The organism is Bifidobacterium sp. M0399 (assembly GCF_016100595.1).
Lineage (GTDB): Bacteria > Actinomycetota > Actinomycetes > Actinomycetales > Bifidobacteriaceae > Bombiscardovia > Bombiscardovia polysaccharolytica.
The window spans coordinates 312,805-331,782 of the sequence record NZ_JACFSD010000003.1 but is presented as its reverse complement, the minus strand read 5'-3'; the positions used below and the strand labels follow the sequence as shown (position 1 = coordinate 331,782).

Annotated in this window: 14 protein-coding genes; 1 reads left to right on the top strand and 13 read right to left on the bottom strand. The window is 62.1% G+C overall.

Features of this window, described 5'->3' with window-relative positions:
- Window positions 1–167 precede the first annotated feature (167 nt).
- Window positions 168–2,045, top strand: coding sequence for a family 49 glycosyl hydrolase (locus H3V09_RS08265; RefSeq protein WP_332461000.1), 1,878 nt, complete (start codon window positions 168–170; stop codon window positions 2,043–2,045).
- Between the two features lie 345 nt (window positions 2,046–2,390).
- On the opposite strand, the gene H3V09_RS08260 is transcribed toward H3V09_RS08265, so the two are convergent.
- From H3V09_RS08260 to H3V09_RS08200, 13 genes are all read right to left on the bottom strand, one after another.
- The gene (locus H3V09_RS08260) at window positions 2,391–3,755 is read right to left on the bottom strand and encodes a PFL family protein (protein ID WP_198191457.1); all 1,365 of its coding nucleotides are present in this window, start codon (window positions 3,753–3,755) and stop codon (window positions 2,391–2,393) included.
- Window positions 3,756–3,765: 10 nt separating this feature from the next.
- Window positions 3,766–4,038, bottom strand: a complete 273-nt coding sequence (locus H3V09_RS08255; RefSeq protein ID WP_198191458.1) for an ACT domain-containing protein — start codon at window positions 4,036–4,038, stop codon at window positions 3,766–3,768.
- A gap of 115 nt (window positions 4,039–4,153) precedes the next feature.
- Window positions 4,154–5,416, bottom strand: a complete 1,263-nt coding sequence (galK, locus tag H3V09_RS08250; protein WP_121912540.1) for a galactokinase — start codon at window positions 5,414–5,416, stop codon at window positions 4,154–4,156.
- Complete coding sequence (gene galT / locus H3V09_RS08245; RefSeq protein WP_198191459.1) at window positions 5,413–6,696, bottom strand: galactose-1-phosphate uridylyltransferase; 1,284 nt, start codon at window positions 6,694–6,696, stop codon at window positions 5,413–5,415. Before galT ends, galK begins: the two co-directional genes overlap by 4 nt.
- A gap of 82 nt (window positions 6,697–6,778) precedes the next feature.
- Window positions 6,779–7,654, bottom strand: a complete 876-nt coding sequence (locus tag H3V09_RS08240) for a DeoR/GlpR family DNA-binding transcription regulator (protein ID WP_198191460.1) — start codon at window positions 7,652–7,654, stop codon at window positions 6,779–6,781.
- A 220-nt stretch (window positions 7,655–7,874) separates the two neighbouring features.
- On the bottom strand, window positions 7,875–8,618 hold the full coding sequence (locus H3V09_RS08235; RefSeq protein ID WP_198191461.1) for a polyprenol monophosphomannose synthase: 744 nt from the start codon (window positions 8,616–8,618) through the stop codon (window positions 7,875–7,877).
- Between the two features lie 8 nt (window positions 8,619–8,626).
- Entirely contained in the window at window positions 8,627–9,979 is a 1,353-nt protein-coding gene (locus tag H3V09_RS08230) for an NADH:flavin oxidoreductase/NADH oxidase (RefSeq protein WP_198191462.1), read from the bottom strand.
- Between the two features lie 179 nt (window positions 9,980–10,158).
- The gene (locus tag H3V09_RS08225; RefSeq protein ID WP_198191463.1) at window positions 10,159–12,354 is read right to left on the bottom strand and encodes a transglycosylase domain-containing protein; all 2,196 of its coding nucleotides are present in this window, start codon (window positions 12,352–12,354) and stop codon (window positions 10,159–10,161) included.
- Window positions 12,355–12,395: 41 nt separating this feature from the next.
- On the bottom strand, window positions 12,396–13,115 hold the full coding sequence (locus H3V09_RS08220) for a Crp/Fnr family transcriptional regulator (protein WP_046322531.1): 720 nt from the start codon (window positions 13,113–13,115) through the stop codon (window positions 12,396–12,398).
- Between the two features lie 124 nt (window positions 13,116–13,239).
- Window positions 13,240–14,487, bottom strand: a complete 1,248-nt coding sequence (locus H3V09_RS08215) for a lipoate--protein ligase family protein (protein WP_198191464.1) — start codon at window positions 14,485–14,487, stop codon at window positions 13,240–13,242.
- Entirely contained in the window at window positions 14,469–15,410 is a 942-nt protein-coding gene (locus H3V09_RS09050; RefSeq protein WP_232339500.1) for a TM2 domain-containing protein, read from the bottom strand. The genes H3V09_RS08215 and H3V09_RS09050 overlap by 19 nt, the downstream gene beginning before the upstream one ends.
- A 30-nt stretch (window positions 15,411–15,440) precedes the next feature.
- Window positions 15,441–16,484, bottom strand: a complete 1,044-nt coding sequence (locus H3V09_RS08205) for a 3-isopropylmalate dehydrogenase (protein ID WP_046322529.1) — start codon at window positions 16,482–16,484, stop codon at window positions 15,441–15,443.
- A gap of 66 nt (window positions 16,485–16,550) precedes the next feature.
- Window positions 16,551–18,974: a S9 family peptidase gene (locus H3V09_RS08200; RefSeq protein ID WP_198191465.1), complete on the bottom strand. Its 2,424-nt coding sequence runs from the start codon at window positions 18,972–18,974 to the stop codon at window positions 16,551–16,553.
- Window positions 18,975–18,978: the final 4 nt, after the last annotated feature.

The window sequence follows — 18,978 nt, the reverse complement described above, 5'->3', positions numbered from 1 at the left end:
ATCCAACAGGACGTCTACAACTCCTTCAAAAAGAACATGGACACCATCGGAGTCAACCTCAACAACAACAACAAATAAACAGAATGGAGAAAGAACCCGAGAACGGAAAAGAGGATAAGAAGATGGATCACGAGGACAGACCTGGACACAGATGGATCCTCTTGGCAGTGACGATAGGTGCTATGGTGGCCGCCCTGGCCGTTGTAGGAGCGGCCTTGATTCCGAGCGGGCCGGCCGCAGGTTCCATTCGCCTCCCCTTTTCGCGAGGTGCCAAGACGGCTGATACGGAAACCCTCCACACCTGGTGGCAGGATAATGCCGAAAAACAGGCGGACGCCCCCGTCAAGGACCAGGCCGTCCGCCAGTCCCCCTTCTACTCCATGAAGGTGGCCCCGGCCAAAACCCCCGCAAATAAGTTCGACTCCTTCACTTACCTCAGCCTGCCTCGGTCAGGCAACTCCAAAATCGGCTACACAGAGGAAGACGGTGCCGAGTTCGCCGCCAACAACCATATGAGCATGTCCTGGTCAACCTTCGAGTATGCAGCCGATGCCTTGATCGAGGTAAGTCTGGACACTGGCCAGACCATAAATTCTGCCGACCAGGTGACCATCCGACCAACAGGCTTGGGCTTCGACAAAAAGCTGGTGGACGATCATACGGTACGGATCACTGTTCCTTACGCCCGGACCGGTTACCGGTTCTCGGTGGAATTCCAGCCCCAGCAGGTGACCGTCTACAACGACAACACGGCAGGATCCGGCCACCTGACCATGAGCTCGGCCGGCGGGGCCAGCCGCGTGGAGACCGAACCCCGCAACGCCATGATGGTCTTTGCCCAACCCAAGATGGACACAAGCAGGGAAGACGGCCTGGTTCCGGACAAGGAAGCCGAGAACGTCTACTTACCCAAGCCAGGCAAACTGACCAGAGAGGAGCTCGAGAGCCTGCCCGATCATGTGGATACCCTTTACTTCGCGCCGGGCACTTATTACATGGGCGGCCAATACCGCAGCGAACTTGCAAACGTCCGATGGATATACCTGGCCCCCGGAGCCTATGTCAAAGGGGCTTTCAAATTCCTGTCAACCAGTGATACTGACTTCAGAATCACCGGTTACGGGGTACTGTCCGGTGAGCAATACGTCTACGAGGCCGACACCACGGATGGTTACAAGCACCTTGCTCCAGGCAAGGGGAACTGTTGGAGCAGCTGCGTGAAGATGCTTCAGTTCCAATCGCCCCAATCCGGCCCCAAACAGACCCTGCTCATGCGGGGAATCACCGTGGCGACACCCCCATACCACAGTTTCGTCATGTATGGCAATGAAGACGGGGATTTCCAGATGGAGGTGAACAACTACCAGCAGGTCGGCGGTTGGTATTGGCAAACGGACGGGCTCGAACTCTATAAGGGTAGCAGTCTGCGCAACTCATTCCTCCATTCCAATGATGATGTTATCAAGCTCTATCACTCCGATGTCAGCGTCGACAACAATGTCATCTGGAAGGTGGAGAACGGGCCGGTCTTCCAGTGGGGGTGGGGACCCCGGACGATAAGCAGAATCCAGGTGAGCAATACCGATGTCATCCACAACAGGATGTGGTGGCGGTGGACCAAGAACCATTGTATTTTCAACTCTTCTCCTTCCATCACTGACGTGGATTCGACAGCTACGGCTGACACCACGCAGGAAATGACGGATGTCAGTTTCGTCAACACGAACGTGGAAGGCATGGTCAACTGCGTCATCCGGATTTACGCTCTGGAAGGGATGAAGCGGGTCACAATCGACGGGCTGCATGTAGAATCATGGAATAAGATGAGCCCTGAAGGTCATATGAACAACTTCACAGCCTTCACAGACCCATCAGGCAGGCCAGTCACCATAGGAAACCAGGTAAGGGACCATGAAGGCCTCCTGATAAAAGATTACACCGTGGGAGGGGTCACAATCCTCAAGTCCAAAGGGAACTGGGCATCGAACAAGCTGGGCCGTCTGGACTTCGACGGACGCCTCTGGGAAAACTGGGACACTGAATAAATCCCATCTGCGGTTCCATGGTTCACGGCTCCGTGAGCCCCTTCGTGCATAGGAAAACCTCGGCCGTGCTGTCTCCTTCGCTAAAATCGGCGATGGCCAGCACGGCCGAGGTGGACAAAGCCACTTTCAGACCTCTGACCGGGCTCCGGAGGATGCCACGTCGGACAGGGATCTGGGCTGGTTGAAACACTTATGGCGAAACTCATCAGCTAAGTCTTGGGCCGCCTGTGCAGCCAAACCGGCGTCGACCAGGCCGACAAGCTCTACATCGAGGTCAACTACCGGCCCGACGACATCCTCCTGTTCGGATCCGAGCCGGGCGGCCGCTGAATCCTGCGATCAGGCTCAGTTCTTGAAACTATGGATGGGCGCCGGGATGTGCCCGCCCCTATTGACGAATGCCGCACAGGAGCGGGTATTGACGGGCACGACCGGGCCGCCGCCCATGAGCCCACCGAACTCGGCCCACTCGCCCACCTTCTTGCCGAAGACAGGAATGACCCTGACTGCGGTGGTCTTCTGGTTGATCATGCCGATGGCCGCCTCGTCGGCGATAAGGCCGGCAATGGACTCCGCAGAGGTGTCCCCGGGGATGGGGATCATGTCCAGCCCCACCGAGCAGACGCAGGTCATGGCCTCAAGCTTCTCCAGGGTCAGGCTCCCCTCTTGCGCAGCCTGGATCATGGCGGCATCCTCGGACACGGGAATGAAGGCTCCAGACAGCCCGCCAACCGAACTGGAAGCCATGATACCACCCTTCTTGACCTGATCGTTGAGGATGGCCAGGGCCGCAGTAGTCCCCGGGGCTCCCACCTGCTCCAGGCCCATGGTCTGCAGTACTTCGCCCACCGAGTCCCCCACCGCAGGGGTGGGTGCCAGGGACAGATCGATGATTCCGAAGGGCACGTCCAGGCGACGGCTGGCTTCCTGGGCCACCAGCTGCCCCACCCGGGTGATCTTGAAAGCTGTGCGCTTGATGGTCTCGCAGAGCTGCCCGAAGTCCGCTCCCTTGGCAGATTCCAGGGCGGTCTTGACCACGCCGGGCCCGGAAACCCCCACGTTGATGACGGCCGACCCCTGGCTGACCCCGTGGAAACCGCCGGCCATGAAGGGGTTGTCGTCCGGGGCGTTGCAGAAGACCACCAGCTTGGTGCAGCCGGAGCTGTCCGAGTCGGCGGTGCTCTCGGCGGTGGCCTTGACGACTCGGCCCATAAGGGCTACGGCGTCCATATCGATGCCCGTTCTGGTGGAGCCCACGTTGACGCTGGCGCAGACCCGTTCCGTCTGGCTCAGCGCCCTGGGCAGGGACTTGATCAACAACCGCTCGGCCGGGGTCATGCCCTTGCCGACCAGGGCCGAGTAACCACCAATCAAGTTGACCCCGACCTCCTGGGCCGAGCGATCCAGGGCCTTGGCCACGGTTACATAATCCTCCACGGTGTGGCAGGCTCCGGCGGCCACCAGAGAGATGGGGGTGACGGTGATGCGCTTGTTAACGATGGGAATGCCGTATTCGCGGGCGATGGAGTCCCCAGTGGACACCAGGTCGCCGGCCAGGGAGACGATCCTGCGATGAATGTTCCGGCAGAGCATGTCCACATCCTGGCTGGCGCAGTCCAACAGGCTGATGCCCATGGTGATGGTGCGCACGTCCAGGCGCTCCCGGTCGATCATTTCGTTGGTCTCCAGGACCTCGTCACGTGTGATCACAGCTGCCTCCTCAGACCCGGTGCATCCTGGTAAAGATCTCCTCGCGCTGGCAGCGGATGGAGACTCCGATGTCCTCACCCAAGGATTCCATCCGCTGGCTCAGTGCATCGAAATCATCCCTGCAGGCGGTGCAGTCCACGATCATCATCATGGTGAAGAAGCCGTCCAGAATGGTCTGCGAAATGTCCAGCACATTGACACTCTGCTGGGAGAGGTCCGTGCAGACCTTGCCGATGATGCCAATGGCATCCTTGCCCACCACCGTGATGATCGCCTTGTCCATGGCCGTCCTCCTCATCCACCTCGCCCTTGACTAGACCCCTGAAAACCGGGACCCCGCTCCCCCAGCTTAGAGGAGCGCCGGGAGAAGCAGGGTCGTAGAGGTCTACAGTCTGGATTCAGGATTCGCGCGCGGCCGCCGAGGAGGGCAGGGCGATCAGGGCTCTGGGGGCTTTGAATCCCTTGGAGGCGAATCGTTCCGCAATGTCACACGCAAGATCGGAACCCTTGCCGGCGTCAGCAAGGGCGATGATGGATCCGCCGAACCCGCCGCCGGTCATGCGAGCTCCGTAGGCCCCGCCCTGACGTGCCGCATCCACAGCCTCATCCAACTCCGGACAGGTGACCTCGTAGTCGTCCCTCAAGGAGTCATGGGAAGCGTTGAACAGGCGACCGGCCAAGACGTAATCGCCCCTGCCGAAGGCCTCGACGAAGCGGTCCACCCGCCCTATCTCGCTGATGACATGACGGACCCGCCGACGCATGATCTCATCGGGCAGCTGCTCCAGCAGGGCAGCCAGGGCGGACGGGGGATCTGCGGCCCCATTGACCTGGTCTGCCACCTGGCGCAGGTTGGCCACTCCCAGTAGATGCGCAGCCTGCTCACAGGTGGCCCGCCGCTGATCGTATTGGCCATCGTTGAGCTGGTGCTGGGCCCTGGTGTCGACGACCAACAGCTCCAGGCCCGCAGACTGCAGATCGAAGGGAACCTGGCGCACGTTGCTCATGGCATCCAGCTCCGGCCGGCAGTCCAGCCGCAGGGCACAACCGGATCGACACCGCATGGAGGCGCTCTGATCCATGCCACCTGTGGAGGCGCCAGCCATATCGTTCTCCGCAGTGATGGCGGCCTGGATCAGCCTGACCCGACCAGCCTCGTCACCGCCCAGCCCCAAGCCGAACAGGTCATCCAGGGCCAGGGCCACGGCACAGGTCATGGCCGCCGAGGAGCTCAATCCGGATCCCACCGGCACGCAGGAGGCCAGGGCCAGGTCGAACCCTCGAACCTGAGGAAAGCCATCCCGCTGCAGGGCCCAGGCCACGCCGACCGGATAGGCTGCCCAGCCGCTCACTCCCCGGGCCTGAAGACCATCCAAGTCAGCCTGGACCGGATTCTCCGGATCCATGCTGGAGACCAGACGGACCCGGCTGTCCGTCCTGGGGCTTGCGGCCACATAGGTACGATTGGGCAGGGCGATGGGCAGGCAGAGACCGGCGTTGTAATCCGTGTGCTCGCCAATGAGATTAACCCGCCCGGGGGCGCTCCAGACGCCCTGGGGATCCAAGCCATAGACCTTTTGGAAGAGCTCCCGGGCCTTAGTGGCTCCTTGGCCGTCAGCACCCTGGGTCCAGGGCTGTATGAATTCGACTGTGGTCGTCATTGATTCTCTCCCTTCTCCAGATCCAGGGGCCCCAGCTGGCGGAAACGGTCGGCGATCCGCTCGGGGGTAGTGTCCGACACCCAGGCAGCCATGCCTGACTCGGACCCGGCAAGATACTTGATTTTGTCCACGGCACGACGGAAGGAGAAGAACTGCAGGTTGAGCCGGTAGTCCTCCCGCCGCGGATCGTGCAGCGGGGCCTGATGCCAGGCGGCGATGTAGGGCAGGTCCATCCCCTTGCCGTCGCCCTTGTCAAAGAAGGCGTTGCCCCGCTTGAGCAGCGTGGAATACATGACGGCCAAATCCCAGCGCTCCTGGTCGTTCAGCTGATCCAGGCTCAGGATCCCGTCGCGCACAGGGGCCATGTGGACTTCCAGGGGCCAGCGTGCAGCGGCGGGCACGTAGGCCACCCAGGTGGCGTTGCGGAAGACGACACGTCGACCGGAATCCAGCTCAGCCTTGAGGATGTCCGCCAGGAGGTTGCCGCCGGTGCGTTCACGGTAGTCGGCGCACTGCCTCAACTCCTGCTCCAGCCGGGGGGCGATGAAGGGATAGCAGTAGATCTGTCCATGGGGGTGGGCAAGGGAGACACCGATCTCCTGCCCATGGTTCTCGAAGGGGAAAATCTGTTCGATGCCCTCCATGGCCGAAATCTCTGCAGTCCGGAAGGCCCAGGCCTCCACCACCGTCCGCAGACGGGAGACCGGCAGATCGGCAGGCAGCGCGTGCTCGTCGGGATCAAAGCAGACCACCTCGCAGCGTCCGTTTGCCTCGCGCACCGGCCATAGGGGGTTGCCGTCCACCAGGGAGGACTGGTCGGCCGCCTGCGTATTGGGCACCTGCATCATGGAGGGGAAGCGGTTCTCGAAGACCGCCACATTGTAGTCCACATCGGGAATCTCCCCATCCTGGTAGGGGTCTCCAGGCTTTCTGGCGGCAAGGGGGTTGCCCTTGGCGGTAGCCTGGGGACCGGCGGTGATGGGCCGGTTCATGCGGGCCGTGGCCATGGGTATCCAGTCTCCGGTCAGAGGATCCCGGCGCATCTGCGGCGGTTGGAAGGGCACCATCCTGCCCTCCTGATCCTGATGGGGAGCGAACCGGTCTGTCAGGGGACGAGGGTCATCCAGGCGTCTCGTCTTGCTGCCGGAGACATACTCAGGATCATCATCCAAATAGAAAAACCGACGCCCGTCGGCCAGCCTGGTGGGGGTGATGCGGATATGCTCCCTGGCATAGTCGCCGGGAACATACCGCTGGGGGACATACTGCTCTGACTTCATGCTGCTCCTTCATCGTCCGTGATGATTGACAATCCATGACAACCCGCTATGGCAACCGGCGCATCTTTGAATGGTTGCTCGCTCATCCGGCATGGTCCGCTTCCCCGGCCTCAGGTCCGGACCCGTCGGAGGACCCGTCTCGAGCCTGTCCCTCCTCGGGGTTGACCGGCACCAGAACCAGCCGCTTGACAAGGGACCGCGTGGCCTCGGCCGACTCCTGGTCCAGCTGGTCGTCGGTGATGACGGTGTCCACCTGGTCGAAGGAGGCGAACAGGGACAGGGATGTGCAGCTCCACTTGGTGTGGTCGGTCAGGATGATGGTCCGGTCGGCGATGTCCATCAAGGCCATATCCGTAGCCGCCTCCAGGGAGTTGGGCATAAGGAAGCCACGAGGGATGGAAACCGAGTGGGTGCCCAAAAAGACCGTGTTGACCCGCAAGGAGGCGATGACCTTGTCCGCAATGGGGCCTACCAGAGAGTTGGACCGGGTGATGACGCCGCCGGTGACGATGACCTCCACGTCCTTGCTCTCCATGGCCTGGACCAGTTCGGCCACAGGAATGGAATTGGTCAGCAGGGTCACCCCGGCGCACTGGCGGCTTTCCAGGAGGTGCTGAGCGAAGACATAGGCCGTGGTCCCGCCCCCGATGGCGATGACGTCGCCCGGTGAAACATAGTCGATGGCACGACGGGCGATGGTGTCCTTGAGACCCATGTCCATCTGTGATTTGACCGAGAAGAGCGGCTCAGCCAGAAGCGAGCTGGTAGTGACGGCCCCTCCGTGGACCCTTTTGAGCAGGCCCTTGTCTGCCAGGTCGGCAATGTCCCGGCGAATGGTCATGGCTGAGACGCCCAGCTCCTTGGAGAGGGCGGTAATACGGACTGCGCCACGAGTACGCAACCGGTTCAATATCAGGTGTTGGCGTTGTGACGATATCATTCGAACATTATCGCACACATTCGCCCAAATTGGCAAGCTGGTAATCGGACTGCGGTCGCCATTACCAAGCAGGGGCGGAAAAACGACATTACTTCGATGCTGGAACCATTCTTCCATACACCTGAAGCCAGCCAAAGCTCTTGCAGGAATCTATTCATCAAGGCGTAATTGATCCTTCAAATCTCCAAAAGATGCCTGCAGGGTCGCTTAAGAAAGCGAACACGAATGTAACCCAATGTCAGTTTCGACGGGTCAACCGCTCAAGTCCCCACAGGGTTACCTGGGCCATGGCCTCCAGAACAATCCCCGTATCCATCTTCGAGCTGCCGCGAACCCGCTCCACGAAGACTATAGGCACTTCGACAACGCTAACGCCCATGGCCTGGACTCGACGCAGCATATCCACCTGGAAGACGTAGCCGCTGGATCGAACCCTTCCCAGATCGATCCGCCTCAGCACGTCCGCTCGATAGACCCGCAGGCCGGCAGTCATGTCCCGTACGGAGGACCCCAGGGCGGTGCGTGCATACCAGGATCCCACACGCGAGATCAGATCCCGATACCAGGGCCAATGTTGAGTGCGGCCTCCGCGCACCCGGCGCGAGCCGATGACCAGGCCCGGATGTGCATGGCCTCGGGCCACCGCCAGCATCCTGGCCAGATCCTGGGGCCGATGGGAGCCGTCCATGTCCATCTCGCAGATCAGGTCATAGCCGTGCTCCAACGACCAGCGGAACCCCTGTATGTAGGCTGGACCCAACCCACGACGGGCATTCCGATGGATGACATGCACGCGAGGATCGCGGCTGGCCATATCCTCGGCCATAGCGCCAGTGCCGTCCGGCGAACTGTCGTCTACGACCAGGACATCGACCTCAGGACAGCAGGCAAGCAGCTGAGGAAGGATCACCCCGATGTTGTCAGCCTCCTGATAGGTGGGCATGACCACAATGGTCCCTGCTCCGCCGCGAACAGCGTCCATGGCTGCTCTCAGCGTGCGATGCCGTAGGCCCCGCGCCGGTAAGGCTCGGGGTAAGGGGTCTGCTGAGCGGACAGTCCCAGTTTATAGGCGGCCCTGAGCGGCCAGTAGGGGTCACGCAGGCTGGCTCGACCAATCTCGACCGCATCAGCCAAGCCCTTGCGTACAATCCGGTCGGCTTGCTTGGGCTTGGTGATCAGCCCCACCGCCGTGGTGGGAATCAGCACTTGGCTGCGCACCTGATAGGAGAAAGGCACCTGGTAGTTGGGGGCGGCCGGAATCTCCACGCCTGGCACCAGACCCCCGGTGGAAACGTCAATCAGATCCACCCCGTGCAGCTTGAGCACCTTGGCAGTACGGATGGTCTCGTCCAGGCCCCATCCGCCAGTGGCCCAGTCAGTGGCGGACATGCGCACCAGCAGGGGCATGCCCGAGGGAATGACCTCGCGCACGGCATCGGTCACCTGGATCAGCAGGCGCATCCTGCCAGAAAGGTCCCCTCCGTATTCATCGTTGCGTCGGTTGATCAGGGGGTCGAGGAATTGGGAGAGCAGGTAGCCGTGGGCGGCATGCAGCTCCACTCCCAGGAAGCCAGCCTGAACAGCTCGTACGGCAGCAGCGCGAAAGTCAGCCACAATGGAGGCTATCTGAGCCCGCGAGAGCTGAACAGGGACCGCCATCTTCCCAAAGGCGATGGGGCTGGGGCCTACGGGCTGCCAGCCGCCCTCGGCCACGGGCACAGTGGCATTGATATAACCCATGGAAGAGCACCCGGAGGAGCCCTTGCGCCCCGAGTGGTTGAGCTGGACGACAGGAACCGCCCCAGCGGCCTTGACATCCCGGACGATGCCCTGCCAGGCCCTGGTCTGCTCATCATTCCACAGCCCTACATCGCAGGGCGAGATCCGCCCCTGGGGATCTACGGCCGTGGCCTCCCCGATGACGACTCCGAAGCCACCCAGGGCTCGAGACACATAGTGCTGATAATGGAAGTTGGTAGGAACTCCGTCGTGCCGCAGGACCGAATAGGTGTCCATGGGCGGCATCCAGATCCTGTTGCGGATATGCTGATCTCGCAGTTCCATGGGCTGGAAGATCGCGGGCAGGGCCCTCTCCCGCCTTCTGCCTGACTTTGATTTCCCAGCCTTTTTGTCTCTCTTATCCTTCTTGCCCTTCTTGAAGGATTTGATCGCCTTGCCAGACTTCTTCCTGCCGTCGGCGACACCCGACTCAAAGGGCCGGATCGGTTTGGACACATCCAGCCTGCCAGAGCCGCTCACTGGTCCTGGCATTGCCTGATCTTCCTTGACCCGGCCGTCGGCCCGAGGGGCCTTGTCATCCAGCTCCGAATATTCCTGGACCATCAGTTCCTGCCTCTCCCGGCGGGCGGCCGCACCCCTCGTGGTCCGCCCGTTGACGAATCCCTAATGGTCACTATTGTAGGCACAGGCCCTGGTCCTCTGGCGAATCCACCGTCTGTGATCGCTCCGGACTGGCCCCTCTGGTTCCCTTGTTGTTCCCCTTGGCCGTGACGACAGGTCTGTCACTGTCTGCCCGTGGACCGTTGCTGGATCTGCTGGGATGGCTGAGACTGCTGGACCCCGCCGGTGAAGCGAGGATCGGGATTGCCATAGGAGTTGTCCGGCTGGATATTGGCTGCGGCCAGGTAGGTGTTCATGAAGTCCTTCCAGGCCGGGGCGGCGATGGATACGCCGTCCCAGATGTGGAAGAACCGTCCGTTGATGGTCTTGTTGTTGAAGGAGACCTGGCCCTCCGCATTGCCCACAGTGACGAAGGCAGCCACCTGGGGTACGAATCCGCCGGTCAGCATGTACTTGTCCTCATGGGTGCCCGTCTTGGCAAAGGTCTTGCGGCCCCCGTCCAGCTGGGCCACGGACGCCACGCCTCCGGGCTGGACCACACCCTGGTTGATGGCATAGGCGGTGGTCTCGGCGATGCCCGGATCGATGGCCTGATGGCAATTGGCCTTGGGCACCTTGATGGACCGATTGTTCTTGTCGACCACCTTGGTCATGGCGATGGGGCTGCAGGCCACGCCCTTGGCGGCAATGGTGGCGAAGACATTGGCCATGGTCAGGGGGGAAGCCTGGACCGCTCCGATCACCATAGGCGGCTGGAAGCTGTTGGCTGAGTGGATATCCATCTGGTCCTTGGGCGAATTGTGGTAGCCCATGTCCTTGGCTGTATCCGCTATGCTGCACAGGCCGATCTGCTGGGCCATGGAAGCCTGGGTGGTGTTGTGCGAGCGGATCAGGGCCTGCAGGGGGGTCTCCGGCGAGGTGGTGCCGCCGCTTGCATTTTCCACATGCCAGCTGCCGGTGCCGAACCCGTAAGGGGTGCCGTCAGCCTCAGTGCAGGCGAATGTGGTCTCTGGGTAGCTGGTGGATGTGCGCAGGGGCTGGTTGATGGACTTGCCGGCCTTCATCCAGGCCACCATGTTGATGGGCTTCCAGGAGGAGCCCACGGGGAAACCCCAGCCGCCACCGTCCTGCTGGTCCACTGCATAGTTGATGGCCGTGCGGGTGCCGCCGCCGGAGTTCTGGGTGGCATCGTAAATGCGGTTGATGCCGAAGCCCAGGACCTCGCCGGTGCCCGGGCGAATGGCCGCCATCGTGACCTCGAAACCGGTCGGATCATCCACGGGGATGGTGTCCCGGGCCGCCTTCATGGCTGCAGCGTTGGCGTTGACGTCCATTGTGGTGTAGATGTCCAGACCGCCCTCCTTGAGGAGCTTGTTGCGCTCCTCCTGGCTCTTGCCAAACTCCTTGGAGTTGAGGATTTGCTTGGTCACGTAGTCGCAGAAGAAGGCCGCGTCCCCAGCCGCCTGACAACCGGCGTCCGCGGACTGCACATGCAGCATCTGATCCAGCGGCTTGGCCTTGTACTCGTCATACTGGCGCTGGGTGATGTAGTTCTCCTGGCGCATCAGGTCCAGGACGATGTCCCGCTGCTCCTGAGATGCCTTGACGTTGACGGTGGGATCGAAGCGGGCGGGATTCTTGGTCACGGCGGCGATGGTCGCGGCCTCGCCCGGATCCAGGTCCTTGGCCGACTTGCTGAAGTAGCGCCTGGCCGCCGACTCAACCCCGTAGACGTTGGTGCCGAACTGAGCGATGTTCAAATACCCTTGAAGAATCTCGGCCTTTGAGTACTTCTTCTCCATCTGCACCGCAATCAGCATCTCCCGCATCTTGCGGGCTATGGTCTCCTCCTGGGCATGGTACTCGGCGATGGGGTCGTTGTTCTCCGCAGCCTGGCTCATGAGCACGTTCTTGACGTACTGCTGGGTCAGGGAGGAGCCGCCCTGGGTGTCGCCCTGCTTGATGTAGGTCTGGATGAAGGCCCTGAGCACGCCCTGGGTGTCCACGCCGGCATGCTCGAAGAAACGACGGTCCTCGCGGGCTACCACAGCCTTCTGCATGTACCCGGAAACGTCCTTGATGGGCACCACAATCCTGTTTTGCGCATAGAAGGTGGCGATGACCGTATGCCCGTCGGAGGCGTAGAGGCGAGACTGCTGCGGCAGATCATTCACGTTGAAGTCGATGTTGTCCGTCTTCAGTGCAGGCATCAGATTCCTGGAGGCGGCGTTGATGCCGAAGACAACGGGAGACAGGAAACCAGAGACGACCACGCCACCTGCGATGCAGAAGATGAGGTAAGCCAGCAGCAGCGTGAAGAAGCGCCTGACCGACATGGATTTCTTTTGTTCGGGCATGGTCTCCATCCTAGGCCGTCGGCTCTACCGAACAGTGGCGTTTACATGCGCGAGCGTCGAATCAGCGGTCCAGGCTGGAAGATGATGATGGTACGGCCCTTGCGAGAGATCCATCCCCGGTTGGAGAAGTCCATCAGGGCCTTATTGACGGTCTCCCGTGAGGCGCCGACCAGCTGGGCCAGCTCCTCCTGAGTCAGATCGTAGGGGACCATCAGCCCCTGCTCGAAGGGCTCGCCAAAACGTGTGGCCAGATCCAGCAGGGTCTTGGCCAGGCGGGCCGGCACGTCCAGAAAGACCAGGTCGGAGATGCGCTCGTTGTCGGTCCGCAGACGGTGGGCCAGCACCTGAAGCATGTCCACAGCCACCTTGGGATGCTGGTTGAGCCAGTCGAAGAGGGTATCGTGGTCCAGGGCCGCCACCTTGGTCTTGTTGACCATGACCACGGCGGAGGCTGTACGCGGCCCGCCGGAAGGGTCAAAGACGGGAATTTCGCCCAGGATCTCCCCGCGCCCATGAATGCTGAGCAGCTGGATGCGACGGTCGGGCGACTGGCGGACCAGCTTGACCCGCCCCTCCTCCAGCAGATACATGCGGTGGTCGGTGTCACCCTGTCGAAAGACCGTGGACCCCTTGGCGTATGTGGACTCGTGCATGGTACCCAAAAGCTGGTCGGCGTCCAGCCTGGGCACTTGTTTGAATAGGGCGGTCTGCCTGAGGGCGTTCCCGTCATCGGGAATCTCATTGGGCTTGTGAACCGCCATACTCCGCACTCCTTTTTGCCATGTCTGGCGGGTCTGCACCGACTCGCGTATGGTTGATGACCTCACGCCGGGTTCGACGCGACTGAGCACGATTATACCCACACACATCAACCCCCTTGCCTGGTCAGGCGATCTGGGCGGTCCACTCCTCACGGCCGTAGCGCTGCCGGGCCAAAGTGCGGGCCCGCTGCTCGACCTCGGGCGCAGGCTTAGAGATGCGCAGATCCTCCACCAGGGAGGGCAGGGTATCCAGAAGAATATCGATCAGGGATTGACGGGACAGGCTGGTCTGCCTGTCGATGGGATCCACCCGGCTTCTGACCGAGGTTACAGCCTTGTCATGGAACTTCTCCGGGTCCACGTTGAGCACCTGGGCCATCAGATCGGCGTCCACCGAATAAGAAAGCGTGGTGTGGTGGAGCAACCCGCCCGGTCCGTAGGAGCCTGCTGGCAGCCTTCTCTGAGCGGCGCCCCCCATCTTGCCCCGCGGGGAGGCGATGTCATTCATGCCCTGCCATCCGGCCTGAATCCCTTGCATGCGCAGGCCACGGACCAGCCAATAGTCGCAGATCCGATAGGAGTCGATCAGGTCGGTTCCTTTGACGAAGTCCAAGGGCAGATAGAGGGAATAGGTAATGGCCCGGTCGGGCTGAATGACCATGGTGCCACCGCCGGTGCAGCGGCGGACCAGGGTAAAGCCCAGACTGCGCGCCCGCTCGACGTGGACTTCTCTACTCAGGGACTGGAAGCGCCCCAGGATCACCGCCGGTGCCGACCAGTTCCAGATGCGCAGGGTGGGTGGCAGCTGGCCCTGAGCCACGGCATCATTAAGAGCCTGATCCATGGCCATCTGCATGACCGGCTGACGTGGACTGTCCCTGATCAGGTCCAGTTTTAGGCCAGACCAACGGCGGCGGCATTCGGCCTCGTCCGGCTGAGACCGCCTGGAAGCGGTCTGGTCCGAGACGGACGGCAGCTGGTCGGACTTCCCCTGTCTTTGGATAACCAACCCATCAGGCAGAGCGCGCTCCAGAGCGGTCACCAGGCTCCATGGAGACACACCGACTACCCGTTGACCTTCCCCTTCTGCCATGACCCTGTCCAGCCTTTCCAGAGCCAGACCAGGGTCCAAAGGCAACGGGAGGTCACAGATTGCGGATTCCAGCCGGGATACCGGCCCATGAACCCCTCCGGATTCCTGAGAGGCTGACGGGGCTGGTTCAGCGAAGAAGTCGCCGTCAATCCTGCATGAGGAAATGACCGGACGCGAGTCGGATCCCTGGCCCAGGGTCAGGGTTACGGCCGCCAGTTTGCCGCCCATCTGCTTGCCGACGCCGCGCAGACAGGCCGGATTCAATCCGTCAGCTCCCATCCGCGAGCGTCACGATGCCAGAAGGAGCCGGCCGAGGATGTCAGAATCAGGATGCCTTCGATAAGCCCCCAAATCATGGCGATGGTCGGCCCGATGAAGAAGAAGGGGAAGCCGATCAGGGTGAGCATGAGCTGAGCCACACCCCGGCCGGTCCTGCCCAGGTAGAAGTTGCCCACGCCGAAGCATCCCAGAAAGATGCTGAGTAACCCGGCTGCCAGCTTGCTGTGCGGGGTGGGCGATATCGGGTAAGCTCCCCTGCCGTTGGGCATTGCCCCCGGATACCCGCCCTGGGGCATGACCGGGTAGGGCCAGGGCATGGAAGTCTGGGGAGGATACTGCCCGCCGGGATACTGATTGCCGGGATACTGGCCCATCGGGTATTGATTGCCCGGATACCCGCCCTGGGGGTATTGACCAGCCGGATACTGGCCGGGATAGCCCGGTCCCGGCTGATAGGGCCTTTGTGGATTCTGAGCGCCAGGATACTGTCCGTCAGGATAACGGCCATCTGAATACTGCCCAGCAGGATATTGCTGACCTGTTGGATAACCGGCGGTCGGATACTGATTAGGCCGGTTGGGCCCCGTCTGATAGGCCCCAGGATTTTGGCCGCCATTCTGAGGGGCAAACGGGTATCCGGCATCGTACCTCTGCCCTGTCGGATACCCACCATGGGGATACTGGCTAGTGGGATATTGACCGGCCTGATACGGATTCTGATTCCCGCCGCCAACGTCATGGCCAGCTGGACAGCCCGCAGTCTGCCGCTGACCATCAGCTGCACCGGCAGGAGTATCCCCGCCGACAGGATCCCGATGCTCAGGCGGTACCTGCGGGGATGGGGAGGTGCCGAAACCAGGATTCCCTGTCGGCGTATCGTTGGACTGCCGGTCGCCCGGCTGAGGGGCATCATCCATAGTCATGCCCTCCAGTCTAGCCGCCATCCGGCCCGATTACAGCCGGGCCAGAATATCCTTGCCAATCTGCTCCGTACTCCGCTGGGTGGAGCCGGACCGCTCGATATCGTCCTCCACAGCACGCTCAATGCTGGCCGCCTCGCTCTCAAAGCCCAGATGATCCAGGAGCATACCCGCCGAGAGAATGGCCGCCGTGGGGTTGGCAATCCCCTTACCGGCGATGTCAGGGGCGGACCCGTGGATGGGCTCGAACATTGATGGGTAGGTGCCCGAGGCGTTGATGCAGCCGGAGGCCGAGTAACCCACGCCCCCCACCACAGCCCCCGCCTCGTCGGTGAGGATGTCTCCGAAGAGGTTGTCGGTCACAATCACGTCAAAGCGGCTGGGCTCGGTCACCATGAATATGGTGGAGGCGTCGATGTGCAGGTACTCGCGCTCCACGTCGGGATACTCCTGGCCCACTTGATCCACCAGCCGCTGCCACATGTCTCCTGCGTTGGTCAGCACATTCTTCTTGTGGACCAGGGTCAGGCGGCGGCGACGCTTCATGGCCAGCTGGAAGGCATAGCGGATGACCCGTTCCGCTCCGTAAGCCGTATTGATGGAGACCTCGGTGGCCACCTCCTGGGGGGTGCCCCGGCGAATGGAGCCGCCGGCCCCGGCGTAAAGCCCCTCAGTGCCCTCCCGCACGACTACGAAATCGATGTCTCCCGGATTAGCCAGGGGCGACACCACGCCCTTGTATAGCTTGGAAGGCCTCAGATTGACGTATTGATCCAGTTCGAAACGCATTTTAAGCAGCAGTCCACGCTCCAGGATGCCCGCTTTGATTCGCGGGTCGCCGATGGCCCCCAGGAGGATGGCATCCTGCTGCTTGAGCCTGTCCAGATCCTCGTCGGGCAGAACGGCTCCATCACGCAGGTAGCGCTCAGCGCCCAGGTCGAAGTCCTCATAACGGATATCAGCCTTGCCCCGGGTCACCTTTTCCAGGACGGCTTGTGCCTGGGGCACGATCTCCTTGCCGATGCCGTCACCGGCAATGACCGCAATGTGATATGTTTTCTGCTTGCTATTTGTCATACCCCGAGCATAACGAGCCAGTCAAGCCCCTTTCATGACCCCGACCGAATCCCGGACAGACCAGGATCAGCGGCTTTCAGGGACCATGATGGACAGGCACCAGGCGTTCTCGAAGGCCAACTCCTCCCATTGCCGGTAACGTCCGCTAATGCCCCCGTGGCCTGCCTGGACCTCGATTCTGATCAGCGCGTCGGCCCCCACCTGCGGCTCCTGCAGCCTGGCCACCCATTTGAGCGGCTCCACGTAGAGCACGCGGGTGTCGTTCATGGATGTGGTCACCAGGATGGCAGGGAAATGGTCGCCGCCGTAGAGCCGGCGCCTACTATCAGCATCAGGAACGTTCTCGTAGGGCGAGTAGGAACGCATATACCGGTAGACCTGCTGATCATGCAGGGGGTCTCCCCACTCGTCCCATTCGGTCACGGTCAGCGGCAGGCCGGGGTCCAGGATGCTGGTCAGCGCGTCCACAAAAGGCACATCCGCCTCGATGCCGGCATAGAGCTGAGGGGCCATATTGGCCACGGCCCCCATCAGAAGCCCGCCGGCCGACCCGCCGTTGGCCACGGTATGACGTGGATCCGCCCAACCCTGAGCCTGCAGGGCGGCAGTGACGTCGATGAAGTCCTGGAAGGTGTTGACCTTGTGCAGCCGGCGGCCCTGCTCGTACCAGGCGCGGCCCATCTCCCCACCGCCGCGCACATGTGGGACGGCGTAGAGCACTCCCCGGTCCAGCAGGCTGAGCCGACCGGTGGAAAAGCCCGGGTCCTGGCTGATTTCGTAAGCCCCATACCCGGTGATGAACATGGGGGCAGACCTGTCCGGATCCTGGGCCGGCCAAGGACGGCGCTCGGGATGGTCGGGAGCCTGGATGACCGTGTCATCGGGCCCGGTCCTCCCGCTGGAGTCCAGCGCCGGATGCATGCCCCGCCGCCAGACCAGCGAGACCGGCACTAGGGCCCCATCCCTGACGCGGACCAGAATTCGACGCTCGGCGTAGCGCTCGGGTTTAAAGTCGCCTAGAACCCGAGCCCGCTTGAGCAGCCGATCCACACCCCGGACCGGATCCAGCTCCCGCAACTCGGCTGGGGTTCCATAGCTGCCCCGGATGTAGCGCAGCCCGGGAGCCTGGTAGGAGGGGTTGTCCGTGGGACCGATGCTGTAGAGACGGTCAATGCCGTTCTTGGCCCGGTCGGGCAGGACCTCACGGAAGCGCCAGGGCCGGCCCGCCCGCAAATCCTCCAACGCCTGGTCCTTGGCGATGACGGCCATGTGGGGCAGGCTGTCGGCCCGGTAGGTCAGGACCACGAAGCTGCGGTGGATGCCCAACCCTTCGATGCCCAGCCCGCGAGCGCCCTGGAGGATGGCGGGATTGCCCGGGTCCTGATAAGGCTTCTCGGGCGGCAGAGAGGACAGGTCTCCGGAGCCTTCGCAGCCATAGGGGCTGCCCTGTGCCAGCCGCACCCCCTCTCCCAGGCGGAAGGGCGGACGGTGGCTGCGCAGATCGATCAGGTCCACCTCGAAGTTGGGGTTGTTCACATTGTGGTAAACCACGGCCACCGGCAGGTCCTCCCCCGCCGGACCGGCATTTTCGAACCGGGCCAGGCTGATGTCGTACTCGACTCCCTCCTTGCGGGGGATCAAGGGCACAAACTCACCCTGCGGATCCTTCAGGTCCAGCATGAGCACCTCACTGGTGGTCTTGGACCCGGTGGCAATCAGCATGGCGGATTCGTCGTAGCTCAGGCCCAGCCCCACCCAGAAGCGCTCATCGTCCTCCTGGTAGACCATGACATCCTGATCGGCCGAGGTGCCCACCTTATGCCTCCAGACCGTGTCCGGACGCCAGGCCTTGTCCAGGCCGGTGTAGAAGACCCAGCAGCCGTCGGGGGTCAGCACCGCCCCGGAGGAGACCTGGTCAATCCGATCAGGCAGGTCTCGGTGCTCGGCCAAATCCCGGATGCGCAGGTCGTAGCGCTCATTGCCTTTGGTGTCCAGTCCATAGAGCATCCACCGGCCGTCGGCGCTCAGGTCCAGGCACCCCAGGGAGAAAAAGTCATGCCCCTTGGCCTCGGCGTTGGCATCGAAGATGACCTCCTCACCCGGCATGGACCCGGGCGCTGCATCAGTCTGAACAGCGGGAGGATCCCAATCATCATGGTCGCGCACCGGCAGGCGGCACTGCACCCCATACTCCTGGCCCTCGAGCGTCCGGGAGAAGTACCAATAGCCGTGCATCCGGGTGGGCACCGACATGTCGGTCTGCTGTACCCGGTCGGTGAACTCCTTGAGCAGGGTGGACCGCAAACTCTCCTGACCGGCAAGCCGTTCCTGGCAGTATCGGTTCTGATCACGCACATAGGCCTTGGTGGCCGGATCCTCCCGGTTGCGCATCCACTCGTAAGGATCTTCGAAGTGATCCCCATGGAAGCATCGATCAGAGGGACGGCGTTGTGCACGTGGAGGAACGGGATTGACGGCCGAAAAACTCATGGGG

Excerpts from the sequence above, each read along its gene's own strand:
- H3V09_RS09050 (WP_232339500.1), bottom strand. The coding sequence starts at position 15,410 with ATGACTATGGATGATGCCCCTCAGCCGGGCGACCGGCAGTCCAACGAT.
- galT (WP_198191459.1), bottom strand. The coding sequence starts at position 6,696 with ATGAAGTCAGAGCAGTATGTCCCCCAGCGGTATGTTCCCGGCGACTAT.
- H3V09_RS08255 (WP_198191458.1), bottom strand. The coding sequence starts at position 4,038 with ATGGACAAGGCGATCATCACGGTGGTGGGCAAGGATGCCATTGGCATC.
- H3V09_RS08200 (WP_198191465.1), bottom strand. The coding sequence starts at position 18,974 with ATGAGTTTTTCGGCCGTCAATCCCGTTCCTCCACGTGCACAACGCCGT.
- H3V09_RS08230 (WP_198191462.1), bottom strand. The coding sequence starts at position 9,979 with ATGGTCCAGGAATATTCGGAGCTGGATGACAAGGCCCCTCGGGCCGAC.
- H3V09_RS08215 (WP_198191464.1), bottom strand. The coding sequence starts at position 14,487 with ATGGGAGCTGACGGATTGAATCCGGCCTGTCTGCGCGGCGTCGGCAAG.
- H3V09_RS08220 (WP_046322531.1), bottom strand. The coding sequence starts at position 13,115 with ATGGCGGTTCACAAGCCCAATGAGATTCCCGATGACGGGAACGCCCTC.
- galK (WP_121912540.1), bottom strand. The coding sequence starts at position 5,416 with ATGACGACCACAGTCGAATTCATACAGCCCTGGACCCAGGGTGCTGAC.
- H3V09_RS08225 (WP_198191463.1), bottom strand. The coding sequence starts at position 12,354 with ATGCCCGAACAAAAGAAATCCATGTCGGTCAGGCGCTTCTTCACGCTG.
- H3V09_RS08235 (WP_198191461.1), bottom strand. The coding sequence starts at position 8,618 with ATGGACGCTGTTCGCGGCGGAGCAGGGACCATTGTGGTCATGCCCACC.
- H3V09_RS08205 (WP_046322529.1), bottom strand. The coding sequence starts at position 16,484 with ATGACAAATAGCAAGCAGAAAACATATCACATTGCGGTCATTGCCGGT.